Here is a 16,224-nt window from a genome sequence, read left to right as displayed (position 1 = left end):
ATAGGGCTTGCGCAAAGCGGATTCAGTCTCTATAATCGCTTTTCTCTTGGCCCGGTAGCTCAGTTGGTAGAGCAGCGGATTGAAAATCCGCGTGTCGTTGGTTCGATTCCGACCCAGGCCACCAAATTCGAAGGGCTTGCGCATATCGCAAGCCCTTTTTGCGTTTGAACGAAAACGCGGCCCGATGATGGGTATAACGCTCCGACGATAGCGACGCGGGGCAACGCGGTTCAAAATCGCGTGACATATCCCGCACGCGGGTTGCCCCGGACGGCCCGATGGGTTGCCCATCCAGCCGGCCGCCGCAGGCGCGTGCTCCGGCCCCCGTCGCTCCGACGGCGAGGGCGAAACTGCTAAGCGCATGATCATGACGACAAGCACCGACTCCGCTCTGGTCCTGTTCTCCGGTGGACAGGATTCGACCACCTGCCTGGCATGGGCATTGTCGCGCTATGCGCGAGTGGAGACGCTGGGTTTCGACTACGGCCAGCGTCACAGTGTCGAACTGGAGTGCCGCACCGACGTGCTGGCGAAGCTGCGTCAGCGGTTCCCGGACTGGTCGCCGCGCCTGGGCGACGACCACATGATCGACCTGTCGATCCTGGGCCAGATCAGCGAGACGTCGCTCACGCGCGAGACCACGATCGCGATGGCGGCCGACAATCTGCCGAATACCTTCGTGCCGGGCCGGAACCTGCTGTTCATGACGATCGGTGCGACCATTGCGTATCGGCGCGGTCTGCGCGTGCTCGTGGGCGGCATGTGCGAGACGGACTTTTCGGGATACCCCGACTGCCGCGACGACACGATGAAGGCGCTGCAGGTCGCGCTGAACCTGGGCATGGACCGCCGCTTTATCGTCGAGACGCCGCTGATGTGGATCGACAAGGCCGACACCTGGCAAATGGCGCAGGATCTGGGTGGCCAGGCGCTCGTCGAGACCGTGCGTGAGGATACGCACACCTGTTACCTGGGTGAGCGCAGCGTGCTGCATCCGTGGGGCTACGGCTGCGGCGAATGTCCGGCGTGCCAACTGCGGCAGCGCGGCTACGAACAATGGCGCGCCCGCGGTCACGATCAGGACCGCGGCGCGGCCTGACCCTTCGGAAATCGAGAGAATCATGACGTACGCGGTAAAGGAAATCTTCTACACCTTGCAGGGCGAGGGCGCGAACGCCGGTCGCCCGGCGGTGTTCTGCCGGTTTGCGGGGTGCAACCTGTGGACCGGCCGGGAAGAGGACCGCGCCGGGGCGGTCTGCCAGTTCTGCGACACCGATTTCGTCGGCACCGACGGCGAAAACGGCGGCAAGTACCGCACGCCGGCCGATCTCGTCGCGCAGATCGTCGCCCTGTGGCCGCGAGACGATCGTGCGCACCGCTTTGTGGTGTGTACCGGTGGCGAACCGCTGCTGCAACTCGACGCGCCGCTCATCGACGCGCTGCATGCCGAAGGCTTTCGCATCGCGGTGGAGACCAACGGCACCCAGGCAATTCCCGAGGGCATCGATTGGGTGTGCGTGAGCCCGAAGGCCGACGCCGAAATGGTCGTCACGCGCGGCGACGAATTGAAGGTCGTGGTGCCGCAGGATCGTCAGCGCCTGCTCGAATACGAAGCCCTCGACTTTGCGCATTTTTATCTCCAGCCGATGGACGGGCCGCTGCGCGACACCAATACGAAGCTGGCGATCGACTACTGCAAATCGCACCCGCGCTGGTCGCTGTCGATGCAGACGCACAAATATCTGAACATTCCCTGAGCCGTTGCCGTGATTACGATTACCCGGAAACTCGAATTCGATGCGGGCCACCGCATTCCCGATCACCGAAGCCAGTGCCGCAACCTGCACGGGCATCGTTATGTGCTCGAGATCACGCTCGCGGGCGAAGTGAGCCGTGAGAGCGGGGCGTCCGACAACGGCATGGTGATGGACTTCGCCGACGTGAAGGCGCTGGCCAACGAGCACCTCGTGTCCGTGTGGGATCACGCGTTCCTCGTGTACGAGGGCGATACCGCCGTGCGCGCCTTTCTCGAGACCATGCCCGACCACAAGACGGTCGTGTTCGATCGCGTGCCGACCGTCGAGAATCTTGCCGCCGCGGCGTTCGAGACGTTGAGCGGCGTGTTCGACGCGCACTACGGTCGCGATTTGCGTCTGGTGCGGCTGCGTCTTTACGAGACGCCGAATTGCTGGTCCGAAGTCACGGCCTGAGTCCGGGGCCGGGAGGGCAATCCGTTCGGATGTGAGCGGGTGAAGGCGGCCCCGATGCCCCGTTGTGCGTCAACGCGCTATGATGCAGCTGGCACAACGCAACCAAAGGGGACACCTCACATGAAGACGCTGCTTCGCGGCCTGCTCACCGCCTTTCTGTTCACCGTATTTGCTGTACCCGCAACGTCGGCACTGGCGCGCGACAAGGTCGTGTACCATATTAACGACGCCGAACACCAGGCACTCGCAGGCCTGCGCAACATTCGCAATCAGCTCGACACCGCGCCCGACACCGACGTCGTGCTCGTGGCGCATGCGAAGGGGGTCGATTTCCTGATGGAGAATTACAAGGACGCCGCGACCGTGGGGCCGCTCATTTCCGCACTGCATGCCCGCGGCGTGAAATTCGAGGTATGCGAGATCACCATGAAGCAGCGCAACCTGAAGAAGGAGCAGTTCGTGCTCGACGCCGACTTCACGCCATCGGGGGTGGTTGAACTCACGCGTCTGCAGCAGAAGGGCTACGCGTACATCAAGCCGTGAACCCGCCTCGGTCGGGGCGATGACGGCCCCGCCCCGGCGCCATCGCCACGCGGCGATTCCGCGATCGCCATCGATGCCCACGAGCCCCGGCCCCGCGCCGGGGCTCTTGCTTTGTGAGGCGCCGGCGTGCCCGGGCGCCCGACCGCTTTCAGCACGCCGCGGCGTCGCTGGTGGGCCACGGCAAGTATTGCCCGTTTGGCGCACAATAGGCGAACGCTCGTCCCGGAGGTTCGCCATGTCGACGTCTTACGCTGCGCGCCGGCTGCTCGCCGGCGCTGTCGCGACGCTGATCAGCGCCGCGTGTGCCCCGATGCCCTATGCGGTTGCCGCGGCGCAGGCGCCTGCGCAGTCGCTGACCGAGCAGGCGGTGCATCACTACGAGGCCGGGCAGCAAACGCAGGCGCTCGATGAATTTCATCGCGCGGCGGAGCAGGGCAACCGCCTGGCCCAGTTCGACTACGCGATGATGCTGCTCAACGGCGAGGGCGGCGCGCCCGATCCCGAGGGGGCCGTGCACTGGCTCGAGCGTGCGGCCAATGCCGGAATGACGCAGGCGCAATACGTCTACGGCAAGATGTTCGACGACGGCTACGTCGTGGGCAAATCGATACCGCAGGCCAACCACTGGTACGAAAAGGCCGCGAAGCAGGGCCACGTACAGGCGCAGGCCGCCATCGCCAACGAGTACTTCATCGGCCGCGGCGTTCCCAAGGATTACAAGACCGCGTTCGGGTGGTACGAAAAAGCCGCGCAGGGCGGCGATCTGCCCTCGCAGTACATTGTGGCCAGTTACTACGAGCGCGGCTATGGCGTCGTGACACCGGACCTCGATCAGGCGCGGGCGTGGTACGAGAAAGCGGCGGCGCAAGGTGACGTCGCGGCGAAAGGAAAGCTCGAGGCGATGAAACGTGATCGCGAAACCCGCGCTACCCTGGCGGTGCCCCCCAACGGGAAATAGCGTAGCCCCATCTGAAAATCTTGATCGCGCTTTTACGAGTTGCGAAGAATCCCATCATGAATCGCTGATGCCGCGTCGGTATTCTCACCCTCAACGAATTCATTGTTGAGGAGCGCGAACGCCGTATGCCGCCCGGGCTTCCAGCCCGTGGGCGCCCGCCTGCTCGCGAAGAAATGATGGAATCAGACATCCGACCCGCATCGATCGACGGCAGCCCGGCCCGCGCTGTGCTGCGGCTGCTCACAGGCCCGATGCGTGGCTGCGAATTCGCATTGCCCGGTGGCGTCACGTTGTTCGTCGTGGGCCCGAGCGATCCGGCCTTCGATCGCGGGTGGCAGACCGAAATGCCGCCGAATGCGATCTACGTGCCGATGGACGGCGACGGCGGCGACAACTTCGAAGTGCTCGTGGACGACGCCGGGCGCGAGGGGTTGTTCCTGCGTGTGCTGGGCGAAGGTGCCGGTACGGAAGTGGCGATCGACGCCACGCAGTTCGCTCGCGTGGGCGACGTCCATGTCGGTGTGAAGCGCGTGGACGATACGTGGTCCGACGAAGTGTTGCGCAGCCTGTGCCGTGACGCCCGCGCCGACGATGCGGCTCGCCCGGCCGCACGGCAACGTCGCCGCTGGCTGCGGGCAATCGGGGCCATTGCGCTGATCGTGCTCGTCACGAGTGGCGCATACCTCTACTGGCAGAGCGCGCCGCAGCGTCAGGCGCAAGGCGTTTCCGACTATCTCGAAACGCTCGGCGGGCGTGCGGTGGTGCTGCCAGGCAACGATAGTCAGATGTACGTCATCGCCCCCAATCGCGCGGAACGCAACGCACTCACGCGCGCGCTCGGCCAGGCGGTGATCCAGCGCGAGCGGCTGGAGGTCGTCGCACTCGACGAAGAGAATGCGCGCATCACACAGTGGATCGATGCGTCGCGTACCAACGTACCCTACTTCAAGCTGTCGCTCGACGATCCCACGGCACCGGAACTCTGGATCAACCGGCAGAAGTTCCGTCTCTCCGAGAGCGAGACGGCGAAATTCCGTCAGGCATTGCTCGAGAAGATTCCCTATGCCAGGCGCGTGACTCTCACGTTGCACGACGAGACCGATGCGAGCGGTGAAGCCGAAGATGCACTCAAGCGTCAGATGGTGCCGTTTCTGCGCACCGACACCCCCGATGGCGTGACCTTTCACATCAGCACCGAACTTGACGATGTGCAACTGCGTCGCCTTTACGGGTTCATGCAGACATTCGAGCGGCGCTGGGGCACGCATCTGGTGCGCTTCAACGTTGACCTTCGCGACGACTGGAGCGCTCAGCAATCTTATGCCTACGGCACCGCCGCGTATGTGAAGGAAGGGCCGAGGCAATGGCGCTTCATCAATCGTCAATAGGCGCGGGACGCCGATTTGATTTGCGAGCATGCGTCCCGCGGCGTCGCAACGCATTCCCCCCCACACACTTCACCCGATCCCAGCAAGGAGCAGGAACTCGTCATGACCGACCACACAAACTTCCCAGGCATCAAAAGCGACAACGCCGATCGATACCTCGAGCAGATGTCGTCCGAATTCGATGACAAAGTCAGCGATCTTCAGGAGCGGCTTCAGGAGGCGATGGAAGCCCTCAAGAAAGACGCGAGCGATGCCGTCACCCTCGCCCATTATCAATCCGTGCTGGGCGACTACACGACCATGCGCAGCGCGCAGTCGGCTGCCGTCAAGTCAATGAAGGAAATTGCGCAGGGAAGCATCTCGAAGTTCTGACCACGTTCGCGCGTTCTGTCCACGAAGGAGACCACGATGTTGCCCCCAAATGTATCGCTGTCGACGATGCTCGAACCGTCCACACTGACCGACGCCACCCCGCAGGTGGTCTCCGCCGCGACCGGCATCGGGGAATCGCTGGAGTCGCGCTTCTTCAACGCTGTGGCTCAAATGTCGGCGGACTTCGAGGGCGATCGGCAGCGTATTGCCTACGCCGTGCGAGGCGTCGATGCGACCGACCCGAAGTCGATGATCGAGCTCCAGACGAAACTCGCCGACTACAGCCTTCAGGTCGCGATGGTGAGCACGCTCGCGCGCAAGAGCGTCGGTGCTGTGGAGGCGCTGCTTCGGTGATGTCACGCTACGTCATGGTGCTGTGTCTGGTGATGCTGCTCACGGCATGCCGCAAGTCAGAGACACTGCTGACCTCGCTCGATCAACAGCAGGCCAACGAAGTGGCCGCTGTTCTGCTGCGCCACAGCATTGCCGCGGAGAAGGTCGATGGAGGCAAGGCGGGTTATTCGATCACCGTCGCACCCGCAGATTTCCCGGCAGCCGTCGACTGGCTCAAGACCTACGACCTGCCTTCACGTCCGCGTATGGAAATCGCACAGATGTTCCCGACCGATTCGCTGGTGGCGTCGCCGCGTGCCGAGCGCGCGCGGCTGTACTCCGCCATCGAGCAGCGTCTGGAGCAGTCGCTGCGCTTGATGTCCGGCGTGCTCGCCGCGCGCGTTCACGTAAGTTACGACGTCGATGGGCTGACGGTCGAACCGTCGCCTTCGACGCCCCATATCTCCGCCGTCGTGGTGCATCAGAGCGACATCGACGGCAGTGCGCTGATCAACGACGTGAAGCGCTTTCTCAAGAATAGTCTCGATGACGTGCGCTACGAGAATATCTCCGTGGTGCTCTCGAAGCAGCCGAGCACATTCGCCGCCGCGGTCCCGACCCCATCCGAAGCACACGACACCGGCCCATCCGCATGGACGCTGGCAATCGCCGTGGCACTGGTCGTCGGAAGCGCGCTCGCCGCGTTGCGTGCCCTGCGTGCGCGCCGGTGGCAGCGCATGCAGGGGCCGCACATGTCGCAAATGCCGGACGCGCGGGACGCATCGCCGGGCGTCGCGGCACCCGGCACGCCCGGCGCCCGGGAGGTTTAAGCGTGGCAATTCAACCGACGCCCGGACTGCATGAATCGCAGAGTGCCGTCGCCGTGAACTGGCGCACGATGATGTTCGACCCGGTGTCGTACATTCACGCCGCGCACTTTGTCTATCCGGCCCGGTTCGCCTCGCCGAGACAACGCGCCGTGATCAACGAAATGCTGATCGCCGGATTCCATCTCGACGTGCATTGGCCGTTCGACCACGTCGGCATGGCGGAGCGGCCCTGGGTGCTTAACTGGCGGCGGTTGCCGCAAGTGGCTTATCTGATGGGCTGCCAGGCGCGCAAGGCGAGCCTGTGCCGCCGCGCGGCACTGTTGCGTCTGCCCGCGTGGGCTTTTGCGTTCACTCAGTTGCCCGTGCTCGACGCCGCGCCTTCAATCCATTCGCGTCCCCCCTCGGACGGCGATCTGCTGGCGGAAGGCTTCGCGCGGCTCATGGCGCTGGCCGCCTCGTTGCGGGCGCCGCTTCGCCAGCGTCTGCCGCTGTTGTTTCCTCGCATCGACCCGTGTGCCGGTGACCTGCCGGATAGCTTCGACGTGCGTCTGTTCGTGACGGCTCTGCAATATGCCAAGAATCATCCCCATTCCCCCCCGGACAGTGGTCGCTGACGGCATTGTCGTGCGCCGCGCGCAACTCGTGCGCGGCGAGCGGCTGGCACGCCTCGACGACGATATCCGCCGCTGGGCGAGGCGTCGCGCCGTCGAAATGCAGGCCACGCTCGAAACGCAGCGCCGCGACGCTATGCGACGGGGTTATCGCGACGGCGTGGCGGCGGCGCTCGGGGACGTGGTGGCGCATCTGCTGCGAACGGAGCAGGCCCAACGTCGCTGGCGCGGCGATCTGCTCGCGCAGGTGCGCGAATGGCTGACGGCCACGTCGCGGCACGCCGACACGATGCTTGCGGTGCTCGACGAGGTGCTCGACGACTTTCGCGAGACCGCCGCCGACGCCGCACCGGACGCGCCGCTCACGCTTGTGCTGCCTTTGCGGCTCAAGGTCCGCGCAGATGCCATCCGCGAGCGGGTCCAGGCCGTCTGCCCGGTGCCACTCAAGTTCGAGTACCACCGTGCGGGCGAACGGATCTCCGCCCATCGGGCGGGGGCGGTCATCGAATACGACCCGGACGACTTCGTGGCACATGCCGAGGCGGCGCTCACGTTCAATACGCCCCCGGCGCCCGACGACCTGCATGCGCTGCTCGCGCCGGCGCTGGCTTCGTTGCATGAGCGCGTGAGCGAGCTGGCGCGCGACACGGTCGCGAATGGCAAGGCGTGCGCCACAGACACGACGGCCGCCCTGCCGGTTACCCCTGACACATCACTGGAGTGCTGCACCGATGAACCTGAACGCGATTGAGAACGTACGCGGCGTCTTGCCGTTGCCCGCCGACGACGACGCCCGCCCGACGCTCGTACAACGCATTCGCGAAGCGAGCGGTGTCGAGGGCGCTGCGCGCGTGCCGGATGTGCCTGGCGCGTACCCGATTGACGACAACGGAACGACGAGGGATGTCGAGACGGCGTCACACACGCCGAACGATGAGGCGGAAGACGCACCGGGAGACGTCGATGTTAACGTGTTTTTTCTGAACATTTTCCGACTGAAGATGTGGACGGACTGGTTCGACGAGGGCAATCAGCGCTTTGAGGACATGGGCGCTGTCTGACGGGGCGCGTTGCGCCGTCGAGACCCCGAGGAACCCTCGAGATTCGATGGGAAGTGAGGTGGGCGATGAGAAGTATGAAGATCATGGAAGCGGCGCAGGAATTGTGCGCCAATCATTCCTGTGCGCTGGCGTGTGACGGCGTGTGGTTCGTGTGTCCGCAGGCGTCCACGCGCAGCCTGCTGCTTGAGCTGCAACCGATGGGTGCCGCACCGGCCGCTCGCGTCGAGCTTTCGCCGGGCTACCGCGGTCTGGTGCTGTTCGGGCGCGGCCATCTGCAGGTCAAAGGCGGCACGCTGCACTACCACCGCATGCACTTCGACGTGCTCGTCAAACTGCTGGCGTTCATGGACGAGGCACGCGCGGCGGGGCCGCACGAAGCGCACCGCCGCTCTGCCATACCGGCGCTGCACCGGGTGCCGGTGTCGGGTCTGTGGAACGATCGTCGTCAGTGCGAACTGTGGTTCCTTAGCCAGCTCGTATCTCCGGGCGACGGCTTTAGCACCATGCTCGACGTGCTGCGCCGTTGCGAGTCGTACGAGCTGATCCGGTTCTTGCTGTCGCGTGCGCCAACCGGCGGCACGCTACGCCACATGTGCACCAAGTACGGCGTGTCGTATTCACACTTCCGGCGGCTTTGCCGGGGTGCGCTCGGCGAGTCCGCGAAGATCGCGTTGCGCGATTGGCGCATGGCGCGCTCGATGCTGGAAGTGGCCCAGGGCAACGACAGTTACACCGAAATCGCCTTGCGCAACGGGTATGCCTCGTCGTCGCATTTCTCGACCGAAATCAAGGAGCTGATCGGTATGTCGCCGACCAGTGCCGCTGGTGCATTGCGAACGTTAGCCCGATGAGGAAAGTGCATCATCTCACCTGCGTGCTTCTGGCCGCAGGTGTCTCGAACGTTGCTGTCGCATCCTGGGCCGTGGCGTTGTCGGATGCCGGCTCGCTGGAGGCGACGCCGGCGGCGCAGGCCGCGGTGCCCAGGCAGTCACCACAGTCACCACAGCCGCCACAGACACCACCGGTGTCCCGGGCGTCGACGACCGACGTCCCGTCGACCCGTGTCGAGGCATCGGCTCCATCACACGCGGCTACCTTCGCCCCGGACACCGGGCGTGCGCGGGGCGGTTATGTGGCGCGCAACGACAACCTGCGGGTCTTTTTCGATGCCCTGTCGCCATATCTGGGCCGCACCGTGATCGTCAGCAAGCTGGCCGCGAGGAAGCAGGTCTCGGGCGACTTCGACATGACGAACGCACGGGCGCAACTCGATTCGATTGCCACGAAGCTAGGCCTGATCTGGTATCACGACGGCCAATCAATCTACGTCTACGATGCCTCGGAAATTCGCAATGCGACCGTGTCGCTGGTGCACGCGGGCGTGTCCGAGCTCGTGTCGTATCTGCGCACGACCGGTCTGTACGACCGTCGCTATCCGATTCGCGGCGACGCGCACAGCCGACTCTTCTACGTTTCCGGCCCGCCTGTCTTCGTCGATCTCGTGATCGCCGCAGCACGCTCGATCGACCGCCGTGTGAGCGACGGGCCGGTCTCGGGGCCGGACCAGATCGGCGTGGTGCGCATGGACAACGCATTCGTGTCGGACCGCACGTATCAGCTTCGCGACGAAAAGATCGTGATTCCCGGGATGGCCTCCGTGGTCACCGAACTGGTGAAGTCGTCAACGGGCGGCGGCGGGGCGTCGGGCACGTTGCCGGCAACACCATTGCCGCGGTTGTCGTCGTCGTCGCCCGCGCCGGGCGAGGCTCACGGCGGGGGACTGCCTCCCCCATTGCCGCCACAACTTCCGCTATCGCCGAATGCCGACGGCTCGCCGGTCGGCACGGTCGATACCCCCGCCGAGCGCCGCGCGCCACCCGCGGGCTCACTGATCGTGAAGGCGTATCCGGCGGGCAACAGCCTGCTCGTGCGCGGCACTGCGGAGCAGGTCGAGCGTGTCGAGCGATTGGTCTCGCGGCTCGACCGGCCGCGCCGGCATATCGAACTCTCGCTCTGGATCATCGACGTGCGCAAGGAGGCGCTCGATTCGCTGGGTGTCGACTGGTCCGGTGGCGTGAACATCGGCTCGCGCCTGGGGCTCGTGCTCAATGCCACGACGCCGCTCAGTACGCTCGACGGCATGCGTTTTCTCGCCAGAATCCAGGCGATGGCGTCGAACGGGCAGGCGACGGTCGTGTCGCGTCCGGTAATCCTCACGCAGGAGAACATTCCGGCCGTGTTCGATGGCAGCCAGACCTTTTACGTGCCACTCGAAGGTGAGCGCACCACGGACCTGCGCAGCGTGACGTACGGCACCATGATCAGCGTGTGGCCGCGTTTTGCCGGTCAGGGCGAGATCGAGATGACGCTCAATATCGAAGACGGCACCAGCACCCCGAAGCGCGAGGGCGACGGCGAGAGCAAGTACACCGTGCTACCGACCGTGTCGCGCACGCGCATCAGCACCATCGCACGCGTGCCGCAGGGCAAGAGTCTGCTTATCGGCGGGTACACGCGCGACAGCGGCGACACGGTCGAGAAGAAGGTGCCGCTGCTCGGCGACATTCCGTTGCTCGGGCGCGCGTTTCGCTACACGAGCCAGGCGCGGAACAACGATGTGCGCGTGTTCCTGATCCAGCCGCGCGAGATTGCCGGCCCCATGGAGCGCGACGCGAGCGACATTGTGGCCGACACCATGACGGCGTTGCCCGGTGCCTTGAGCGGCGTTGGACGGGACGTGCGCGAGGCGACCGGACTCCTGCCGCCGCAGCCGCCGTCGAACGCCGTGCCGGCTTCCCCCGTCGTGCCGCCCGTGGCGCGCGACGAACCCTCCACTCACGACACGGGAGTCGACCGTGACAAGTCTTGATGCCATTCGGCACTCGCCATCGTTTTCCGAAGCGCCGGCCAAACCGCAGGGCGGCAGGTTCTCTGCGGCCAAAGCGGTCGAAGATGACGACGGGCCTTTGCGCCTGCTCACGGGCGGGCCTGTTTCGGACATCGTTCGCGCGGCCTGCTCGGCGGATGAGGGCACTGCTGCCGGGGCGCAGTTCGGAGTGCGTTCCTCGCTGCGGCGCCGCGAAGGCCAGTCGGTCGACGACAGCTATGCGTACCTGCTCGACGAGGACGCCCCGCAGAAGATTCGCGCGATTCTCGCGACGACGTGGGTGTCGCCCGAGGCATTGACCCGTCTGCTGTACGACGCGTTTGCCGACATCAGCGACCGCTGGCTCGCGCTTCAGGTGCTTGTGACCGAACGCGACACGCTCGATGCGCATCGGCAGGCGGCGCTCGACACGGTGCTCGCTCAGGCGCAGGATGTTCCGGCCGATGCCGTTCGCGAGCGCAAAGCGGGGATTCACTGCGCCATCAAGGCGCGGTTGACGAGCGTCGAGATGCGCCTCGAATACACCCCGGCCATGTTGCGCGCGACCTATCGCAGCTTTCTGAGCAGCGACGCGCCCGATATCGAGGTCTACCAAAGCTGGATCGCAGGTTTCGGCTACGAGCGTCGGGCGCTGGTTCTCCAGTTCGTGGAGGGTGCGCTTGTCGACGACATGCAGTCGGCCGACCCGAGCTGCACGCCGACCGGGTTTCTGACGCCGCTCGCGCGTCTGGGTATCCTGCGGCGTCTGCGTTCCTGCGAGCGCACGTTCGTCGCGCAGGTCAGCCAGAGTCCCCATGCCGCACCGTTCAACTCACGCGAGGAAGACTGGCTGCATTTCGTGCTCGCGGTGCTGACCGACCCGGCGACGCTCGACGAATCCATGCGGGAAGTGACCGGCAGTGCTGCGCTGTTGCACGACAACGGCGCGCATGGCCGCCTGATCGGCCTGCTCCACCGCGCGTGCAGCGCGTTGCCGGGCGAGCCGTTGCAAACGCCGCAGGCGCGCGAAGCGCTGCTCGACGGCCTGCGCCTGCTGGCGGGATCCGCCTACCGTGGCGAGCGCAGCGACGGTGCGCTCGATCCGGTATCGCGTCATCGCCGGAGCGTATGAGATGCCGGCGGCATTGCTCAATGACCTTCGCGGGCGTCCCGAGATTGTCATCCTGATTCTGATGTCATGTGTGATCGCGATGCTCGTGATTCCGCTGCCGACCTATCTGGTCGACTTTCTCATCGGGATTAACATCGCACTTTCGGTCCTGCTGTTCCTCGGCGCGTTTCACATCGAGAAGATACTCAACTTCTCGTCTTTTCCGTCGATGCTGCTCATCACCACGCTGTTTCGTCTGGCGCTGTCGATCAGCACCACGCGGCTGATCCTCATCGACGCCGATGCAGGCAAGATCATCGACTCGTTCGGCCAGTTCGTGATTGGCGACAGCCTGGCCGTGGGGTTCGTGGTGTTCGCGATCGTCACGATCGTGCAATTCATCGTGATCGCGAAGGGCTCGGAGCGCGTGGCCGAAGTGGCGGCTCGCTTTTCGCTCGACGGCATGCCGGGAAAGCAGATGAGCATCGACGCCGACGTGAAGGCCGGCACGCTCGACAACGATGGCGCGCGCGAGCGCCGCAGCGTGCTCGAGCGAGAGAGTCAGCTTTACGGTTCGTTCGATGGTGCGATGAAGTTCGTCAAGGGCGACGCGATCGCGGGCATCGTCATCATCTTCGTCAACCTGGTCGGCGGCATCATCGTTGGCATGACGCAACGCGGCATGGAACTGAGCGGTGCGCTGGCCACCTACACGTCGCTGACCATCGGCGACGGACTGGTGGCGCAAATCCCCGCGCTGCTGATCTCGGTGGCGGCGGGCTTCGTCGTCACGCGCGTGAACGGCGAGGCCAACAACATGGGCCGCACCATCATCAGTCAGCTGATGGGCAACCGCTTCGTGCTCGGTGCGACCGCGCTTCTGACGCTGGTCATCGGCACCCTGCCGGGGTTTCCTCTGACGACGTTCGCGCTGCTCGCCGGCCTGCTCGCGCTGGCGTGCTATTTCGCGAAGCCGGAGGCGCTCGCCAGGGGCAAGCGCGCCAGGGCGGCCGACACGTCCGGAGCGACCGGGGGACGAGCGGAACCGGGCCGGGGCGCGGTGCCGGGGACCAAAGCGCATAGTGCGCTCATGTCCATCGACGATCTAGACAGTCTGGCGCCCTCGACGGCGCCGCTGGCGGTGGTGCTGCCCGAGGCGCAACTGAGCGCCTTCGAAAGCGCGGCGTTCCCGCAGCGTGTTCGCAGTCAGTTCTTCAACGACTTCGGCGTGCACCTGCCCGAGATTCTGTTGCAGGGATCGACCGCACTCGATGCCACACGCGCGTCGGTCTACATCAACGAGGTGCGCGCCGACGAGTTCGTCGTGTTCTACGATCGGGTGCGCGTCGATGCCTTCACCGGCGAAATCGCCGCCCTGGATCTCGACCCGCTTTTCTCCGGCGCGGAGCGCGGACGCTGCGCCTGGGTGACCCCCGAACAGGGAGAGATGCTGCGGGCCATGCACCACGTCGTGCATACGCCGGCCGACGAACTCTACCAATGCCTGGCTGTGCTGTTCACGCGCCACGTCAACGAGTTCTTCGGCATTCAGGAAACGAAGAAACTGCTCGATCTGGTCGAGGGCCACTACCCCGATCTGGTCAAGGAAGTACTGCGCCACGTGGCATTGCAACGGGTGTCGGAAATTCTGCAGCGCCTGGTGATGGAGCGTATCTCGGTGCGCAACATGAAGCTCGTGATGGAGGTGCTTGCGATGTGGGCGCCACGGGAAAAGGACGTGCTCAATCTCGTCGAGCACGTGCGCGGCGCGCTGGGGCGCTACATCTGCAACAAGTTTCTGCGCAACGGGGAACTGCGCGTGGTGATGCTCTCGGCGGACGTCGAGGAGAGCGTACGCCGTTCGATTCGCCAGACTGCGGGCGGCGCATTCGTCAACATGGATCCGAAGGACGCGGAAGCGCTGCTCGATCGTGTTGCGCTCGCACTCGATGCATCCGGCCGCGCGCACAAGGAGGTTGTGCTGCTCGCCTCCGTCGATGTGCGGCGCTTCGTCAAGAAGCTGGCCGAGACCCGCTTCCGGGATATGGAAGTGCTGTCGTTCGGCGAACTGGTCGACGGTGTTTCGGTGAACGTCATCAGCACGATATGAGCGTACGAACGTGAGATCGAATGCCTCCATGAACGCCCCTGGGAAACGTGCCGCAGCGCTCGTCAAGCGCCTGGCGCTTGTGTCGCGCATCGCCGGGCACACGGCGGAAGCCCGTCTGCCGGGCGTGAGTATCGGTGAGATCTGCGAAATTCGCCGCACGTGGCGCGAGGCGCAGGTAGTCGGGCAGGCGCAGGTCATCGCCGTGCACGACGATCGGGCCATCCTCAGCCTGTTCGCGGCCACGCAGGGGCTGTCGTGCGACTCCGCACTGGTGCCGACCGGACGCCAGGCCACTTGCCGCCCGCATGAGTCCTGGCGTGGCGCCGTGCTCGATGCCGGCGGGCGCATCGTCGACCGGATCGACGGCGCCGACCCTGCTGAACGAAGCAACCGTCGCGGGGGCGAAGCGCCGCGCGGGGGGGGCGTCGAGCGCGCGCTGCTGGCCCCGGCGCTGTCCTACGAAGCGCGGGTGGGGGTGGACGTCGCGCTGCACACGGGCCTGCGCGCCATCGACGCGTTGCTGCCTTGCGGCGTTGGCCAGCGCGTGGGCATCTTCGCGCCGGCGGGCTGCGGCAAGACATCGTTCATGAATGCATTGATGGCGGGGGTGGATGTCGACACGACGGTGGTCGCGCTGATCGGCGAGCGCGGCCGCGAAGTGGTGGAGATCGTTGACGCATTGCGGGCCTCGCCGGGCGCCCGGCGTTGCGTGGTGATTTTCGCCACGTCCGACGCACCGGCGGTCGCGCGTCGAAACGCGGCGCTGCTGGCCACGACAGTGGCCGAATTCTTTCGCGATCAGGGGCACCGTGTTGCCTTGTTCGTCGACTCGCTAACGCGCTACGTGCGCGCCTGTCGCGACCTCGCGCTGGCGACGGGAGAAATGCCCATGCGCGCCGGTGTGCCGGCATCGGTCTATTCGAGTCTGCCGCAGTTGCTGGAGCGTGCGGGCGCCGCGGCGTGCGGCAGTATCACGGCCTTCTATACCGTACTGGTCGAAGACGATGAGACGACCGATCCGATGGCCGAGGAGATTCGCTCGATTCTCGACGGACATATCCATCTGAGCGCGCAACTGGCCAATCGCAACCACTATCCGGCCATCGACGTGCTGCGCAGCGTGAGCCGTGTGGCCACGCGCGTGGCGTCGCCCGAGCATCTGAGGCTCGCGGGGGCAATGCGCACATGCCTGGCCCGTCTTGAATCCCTGCAAACGCTCGTCGACCTGGGCGAATACCGCCCGGGCGCAAACGCGCAGGACGATCGGGCGATGGACGCAAAGCCACAAATCGAAGCCTTTCTTCGGCAGGGCAACGGACAGTGGACACCGATCGACGACACCCTGGAGCGGCTGCATGAAATCGTGGGCTGACGCGCGACGCATGGGGCGCGGCGCTTTGCAGATGAAGCGATTGCAGGAGCGGGAACTGCAGGACATTGCCGCGCGCAGCGCCACGCTGTCTGCCAGGTACGACCAGCTTGCCGCGCAGCGCGACGCCCTGGCGGCGCTGATCGAATCGTCGCGGCTCGCGCATGTCGATGCCGAGCTGGCCGAGCTTCGCGGCGAGATGCGCGCCGTGGCGCTGCTGCGGGCGCAGGTGCGTGAGCTGGAAGTGAGGCTGACCACGCTCGAGGAGTCGCGCGAGCAACTGGCCACGGTTCGCGAAATCGCGGAGGTGGAGTGGCGCCGATGGTGGCGCAAGGAAACGAAGTATTCACGCATGGCGGAATCGATGCGTCGAGACGCGCGCAAGCGTGCCGAATGGATCGAAGCCGGAGAACTGGAGGATCGCCAATCATGGAAAGCTCGGGACTGAAGGGCCCTGTCGGG

18 protein-coding genes and 1 tRNA gene are annotated in these 16,224 nt (G+C 65.3%); all 19 read left to right on the top strand.

The genetic code is table 11. The features are described 5' to 3' along the window. Window positions 1-48: 48 nt before the first annotated feature. The 19 genes from LV28_RS47595 (at window position 49) to LV28_RS47505 (ending at window position 16,210) form a co-directional block, all read left to right on the top strand. Window positions 49-124 (top strand) — tRNA-Phe (locus tag LV28_RS47595). Between the two features lie 237 nt (window positions 125-361). Then, complete coding sequence (gene queC / locus LV28_RS47590) at window positions 362-1,099, top strand: 7-cyano-7-deazaguanine synthase QueC (RefSeq protein WP_023598146.1); 738 nt, start codon at window positions 362-364, stop codon at window positions 1,097-1,099. A 22-nt stretch (window positions 1,100-1,121) separates the two neighbouring features. After that, window positions 1,122-1,757 (top strand): 7-carboxy-7-deazaguanine synthase, encoded by a 636-nt coding sequence (gene queE, locus LV28_RS47585; RefSeq protein ID WP_038619422.1) that lies wholly within the window; start codon window positions 1,122-1,124, stop codon window positions 1,755-1,757. Window positions 1,758-1,769: 12 nt separating this feature from the next. After that, entirely contained in the window at window positions 1,770-2,210 is a 441-nt protein-coding gene (gene queD, locus LV28_RS47580) for a 6-carboxytetrahydropterin synthase QueD (protein WP_412177685.1), read from the top strand. 120 nt (window positions 2,211-2,330) lie between these two features. Beyond that, window positions 2,331-2,753 carry a DsrE family protein gene (locus LV28_RS47575; protein WP_038619425.1) on the top strand — a complete coding sequence of 141 codons (423 nt, stop codon included), beginning with the start codon at window positions 2,331-2,333 and terminating at the stop codon, window positions 2,751-2,753. 235 nt (window positions 2,754-2,988) lie between these two features. Then, window positions 2,989-3,711 carry a tetratricopeptide repeat protein gene (locus LV28_RS47570; RefSeq protein ID WP_048806496.1) on the top strand — a complete coding sequence of 241 codons (723 nt, stop codon included), beginning with the start codon at window positions 2,989-2,991 and terminating at the stop codon, window positions 3,709-3,711. A gap of 176 nt (window positions 3,712-3,887) precedes the next feature. Next, window positions 3,888-5,099 carry a PrgH/EprH family type III secretion apparatus protein gene (locus LV28_RS47565; protein ID WP_031627463.1) on the top strand — a complete coding sequence of 404 codons (1,212 nt, stop codon included), beginning with the start codon at window positions 3,888-3,890 and terminating at the stop codon, window positions 5,097-5,099. Between the two features lie 102 nt (window positions 5,100-5,201). Continuing rightward, complete coding sequence (sctF, locus tag LV28_RS47560) at window positions 5,202-5,471, top strand: type III secretion system needle filament subunit SctF (protein WP_023598140.1); 270 nt, start codon at window positions 5,202-5,204, stop codon at window positions 5,469-5,471. A 36-nt stretch (window positions 5,472-5,507) separates the two neighbouring features. Continuing rightward, the gene (gene sctI, locus LV28_RS49555) at window positions 5,508-5,825 is read left to right on the top strand and encodes a type III secretion system inner rod subunit SctI (RefSeq protein WP_023872763.1); all 318 of its coding nucleotides are present in this window, start codon (window positions 5,508-5,510) and stop codon (window positions 5,823-5,825) included. Beyond that, window positions 5,825-6,634 (top strand): EscJ/YscJ/HrcJ family type III secretion inner membrane ring protein, encoded by an 810-nt coding sequence (locus LV28_RS47550; protein WP_023598138.1) that lies wholly within the window; start codon window positions 5,825-5,827, stop codon window positions 6,632-6,634. Before sctI ends, LV28_RS47550 begins: the two co-directional genes overlap by 1 nt. A 2-nt stretch (window positions 6,635-6,636) precedes the next feature. Beyond that, a complete protein-coding gene (locus tag LV28_RS47545; protein ID WP_023598137.1) occupies window positions 6,637-7,248 on the top strand; it encodes a type III secretion apparatus protein OrgA/MxiK in 612 nt (203 codons plus the stop codon). Continuing rightward, entirely contained in the window at window positions 7,205-7,996 is a 792-nt protein-coding gene (locus tag LV28_RS47540; RefSeq protein ID WP_141570586.1) for a hypothetical protein, read from the top strand. Before LV28_RS47545 ends, LV28_RS47540 begins: the two co-directional genes overlap by 44 nt. Beyond that, window positions 7,977-8,306: a hypothetical protein gene (locus tag LV28_RS47535; RefSeq protein ID WP_023598135.1), complete on the top strand. Its 330-nt coding sequence runs from the start codon at window positions 7,977-7,979 to the stop codon at window positions 8,304-8,306. The genes LV28_RS47540 and LV28_RS47535 overlap by 20 nt, the downstream gene beginning before the upstream one ends. 74 nt (window positions 8,307-8,380) lie before the next feature. Beyond that, window positions 8,381-9,157, top strand: coding sequence for a helix-turn-helix domain-containing protein (locus LV28_RS47530; protein WP_023598134.1), 777 nt, complete (start codon window positions 8,381-8,383; stop codon window positions 9,155-9,157). Next, window positions 9,154-11,175: a type III secretion system outer membrane ring subunit SctC gene (gene sctC / locus LV28_RS47525; RefSeq protein ID WP_072619071.1), complete on the top strand. Its 2,022-nt coding sequence runs from the start codon at window positions 9,154-9,156 to the stop codon at window positions 11,173-11,175. The genes LV28_RS47530 and sctC overlap by 4 nt, the downstream gene beginning before the upstream one ends. Then, window positions 11,162-12,304: a type III secretion system gatekeeper subunit SctW gene (gene sctW, locus LV28_RS47520; protein ID WP_025250014.1), complete on the top strand. Its 1,143-nt coding sequence runs from the start codon at window positions 11,162-11,164 to the stop codon at window positions 12,302-12,304. The genes sctC and sctW overlap by 14 nt, the downstream gene beginning before the upstream one ends. Continuing rightward, window positions 12,246-14,393, top strand: a complete 2,148-nt coding sequence (locus tag LV28_RS47515) for an EscV/YscV/HrcV family type III secretion system export apparatus protein (protein ID WP_272945132.1) — start codon at window positions 12,246-12,248, stop codon at window positions 14,391-14,393. The genes sctW and LV28_RS47515 overlap by 59 nt, the downstream gene beginning before the upstream one ends. A gap of 28 nt (window positions 14,394-14,421) precedes the next feature. Further along, complete coding sequence (locus LV28_RS47510; protein WP_023872768.1) at window positions 14,422-15,765, top strand: FliI/YscN family ATPase; 1,344 nt, start codon at window positions 14,422-14,424, stop codon at window positions 15,763-15,765. Continuing rightward, window positions 15,749-16,210 (top strand): SpaM family type III secretion system protein, encoded by a 462-nt coding sequence (locus LV28_RS47505; protein WP_081326978.1) that lies wholly within the window; start codon window positions 15,749-15,751, stop codon window positions 16,208-16,210. The genes LV28_RS47510 and LV28_RS47505 overlap by 17 nt, the downstream gene beginning before the upstream one ends. The last annotated feature ends 14 nt before the right edge of the window (window positions 16,211-16,224 follow it).

Source organism: Pandoraea pnomenusa (assembly GCF_000767615.3).
In the GTDB taxonomy this organism is placed as follows: Bacteria; Pseudomonadota; Gammaproteobacteria; order Burkholderiales; family Burkholderiaceae; genus Pandoraea; species Pandoraea pnomenusa.
Note: the sequence above shows the minus strand (reverse complement) of the source record. Positions and strands in the feature narration are given on the sequence as shown.

Coding starts and splice junctions, on each gene's coding strand:
- LV28_RS47535 (WP_023598135.1), top strand. CDS start 7,977: ATGAACCTGAACGCGATTGAGAACGTACGCGGCGTCTTGCCGTTGCCC.
- LV28_RS47510 (WP_023872768.1), top strand. CDS start 14,422: ATGAACGCCCCTGGGAAACGTGCCGCAGCGCTCGTCAAGCGCCTGGCG.
- LV28_RS47505 (WP_081326978.1), top strand. CDS start 15,749: ATGAAATCGTGGGCTGACGCGCGACGCATGGGGCGCGGCGCTTTGCAG.
- LV28_RS47540 (WP_141570586.1), top strand. CDS start 7,205: ATGCCAAGAATCATCCCCATTCCCCCCCGGACAGTGGTCGCTGACGGC.
- queC (WP_023598146.1), top strand. CDS start 362: ATGATCATGACGACAAGCACCGACTCCGCTCTGGTCCTGTTCTCCGGT.
- LV28_RS47575 (WP_038619425.1), top strand. CDS start 2,331: ATGAAGACGCTGCTTCGCGGCCTGCTCACCGCCTTTCTGTTCACCGTA.
- sctI (WP_023872763.1), top strand. CDS start 5,508: ATGTTGCCCCCAAATGTATCGCTGTCGACGATGCTCGAACCGTCCACA.
- LV28_RS47570 (WP_048806496.1), top strand. CDS start 2,989: ATGTCGACGTCTTACGCTGCGCGCCGGCTGCTCGCCGGCGCTGTCGCG.
- sctF (WP_023598140.1), top strand. CDS start 5,202: ATGACCGACCACACAAACTTCCCAGGCATCAAAAGCGACAACGCCGAT.
- queE (WP_038619422.1), top strand. CDS start 1,122: ATGACGTACGCGGTAAAGGAAATCTTCTACACCTTGCAGGGCGAGGGC.
- LV28_RS47550 (WP_023598138.1), top strand. CDS start 5,825: ATGTCACGCTACGTCATGGTGCTGTGTCTGGTGATGCTGCTCACGGCA.
- LV28_RS47530 (WP_023598134.1), top strand. CDS start 8,381: ATGAAGATCATGGAAGCGGCGCAGGAATTGTGCGCCAATCATTCCTGT.
- sctC (WP_072619071.1), top strand. CDS start 9,154: ATGAGGAAAGTGCATCATCTCACCTGCGTGCTTCTGGCCGCAGGTGTC.
- LV28_RS47565 (WP_031627463.1), top strand. CDS start 3,888: ATGGAATCAGACATCCGACCCGCATCGATCGACGGCAGCCCGGCCCGC.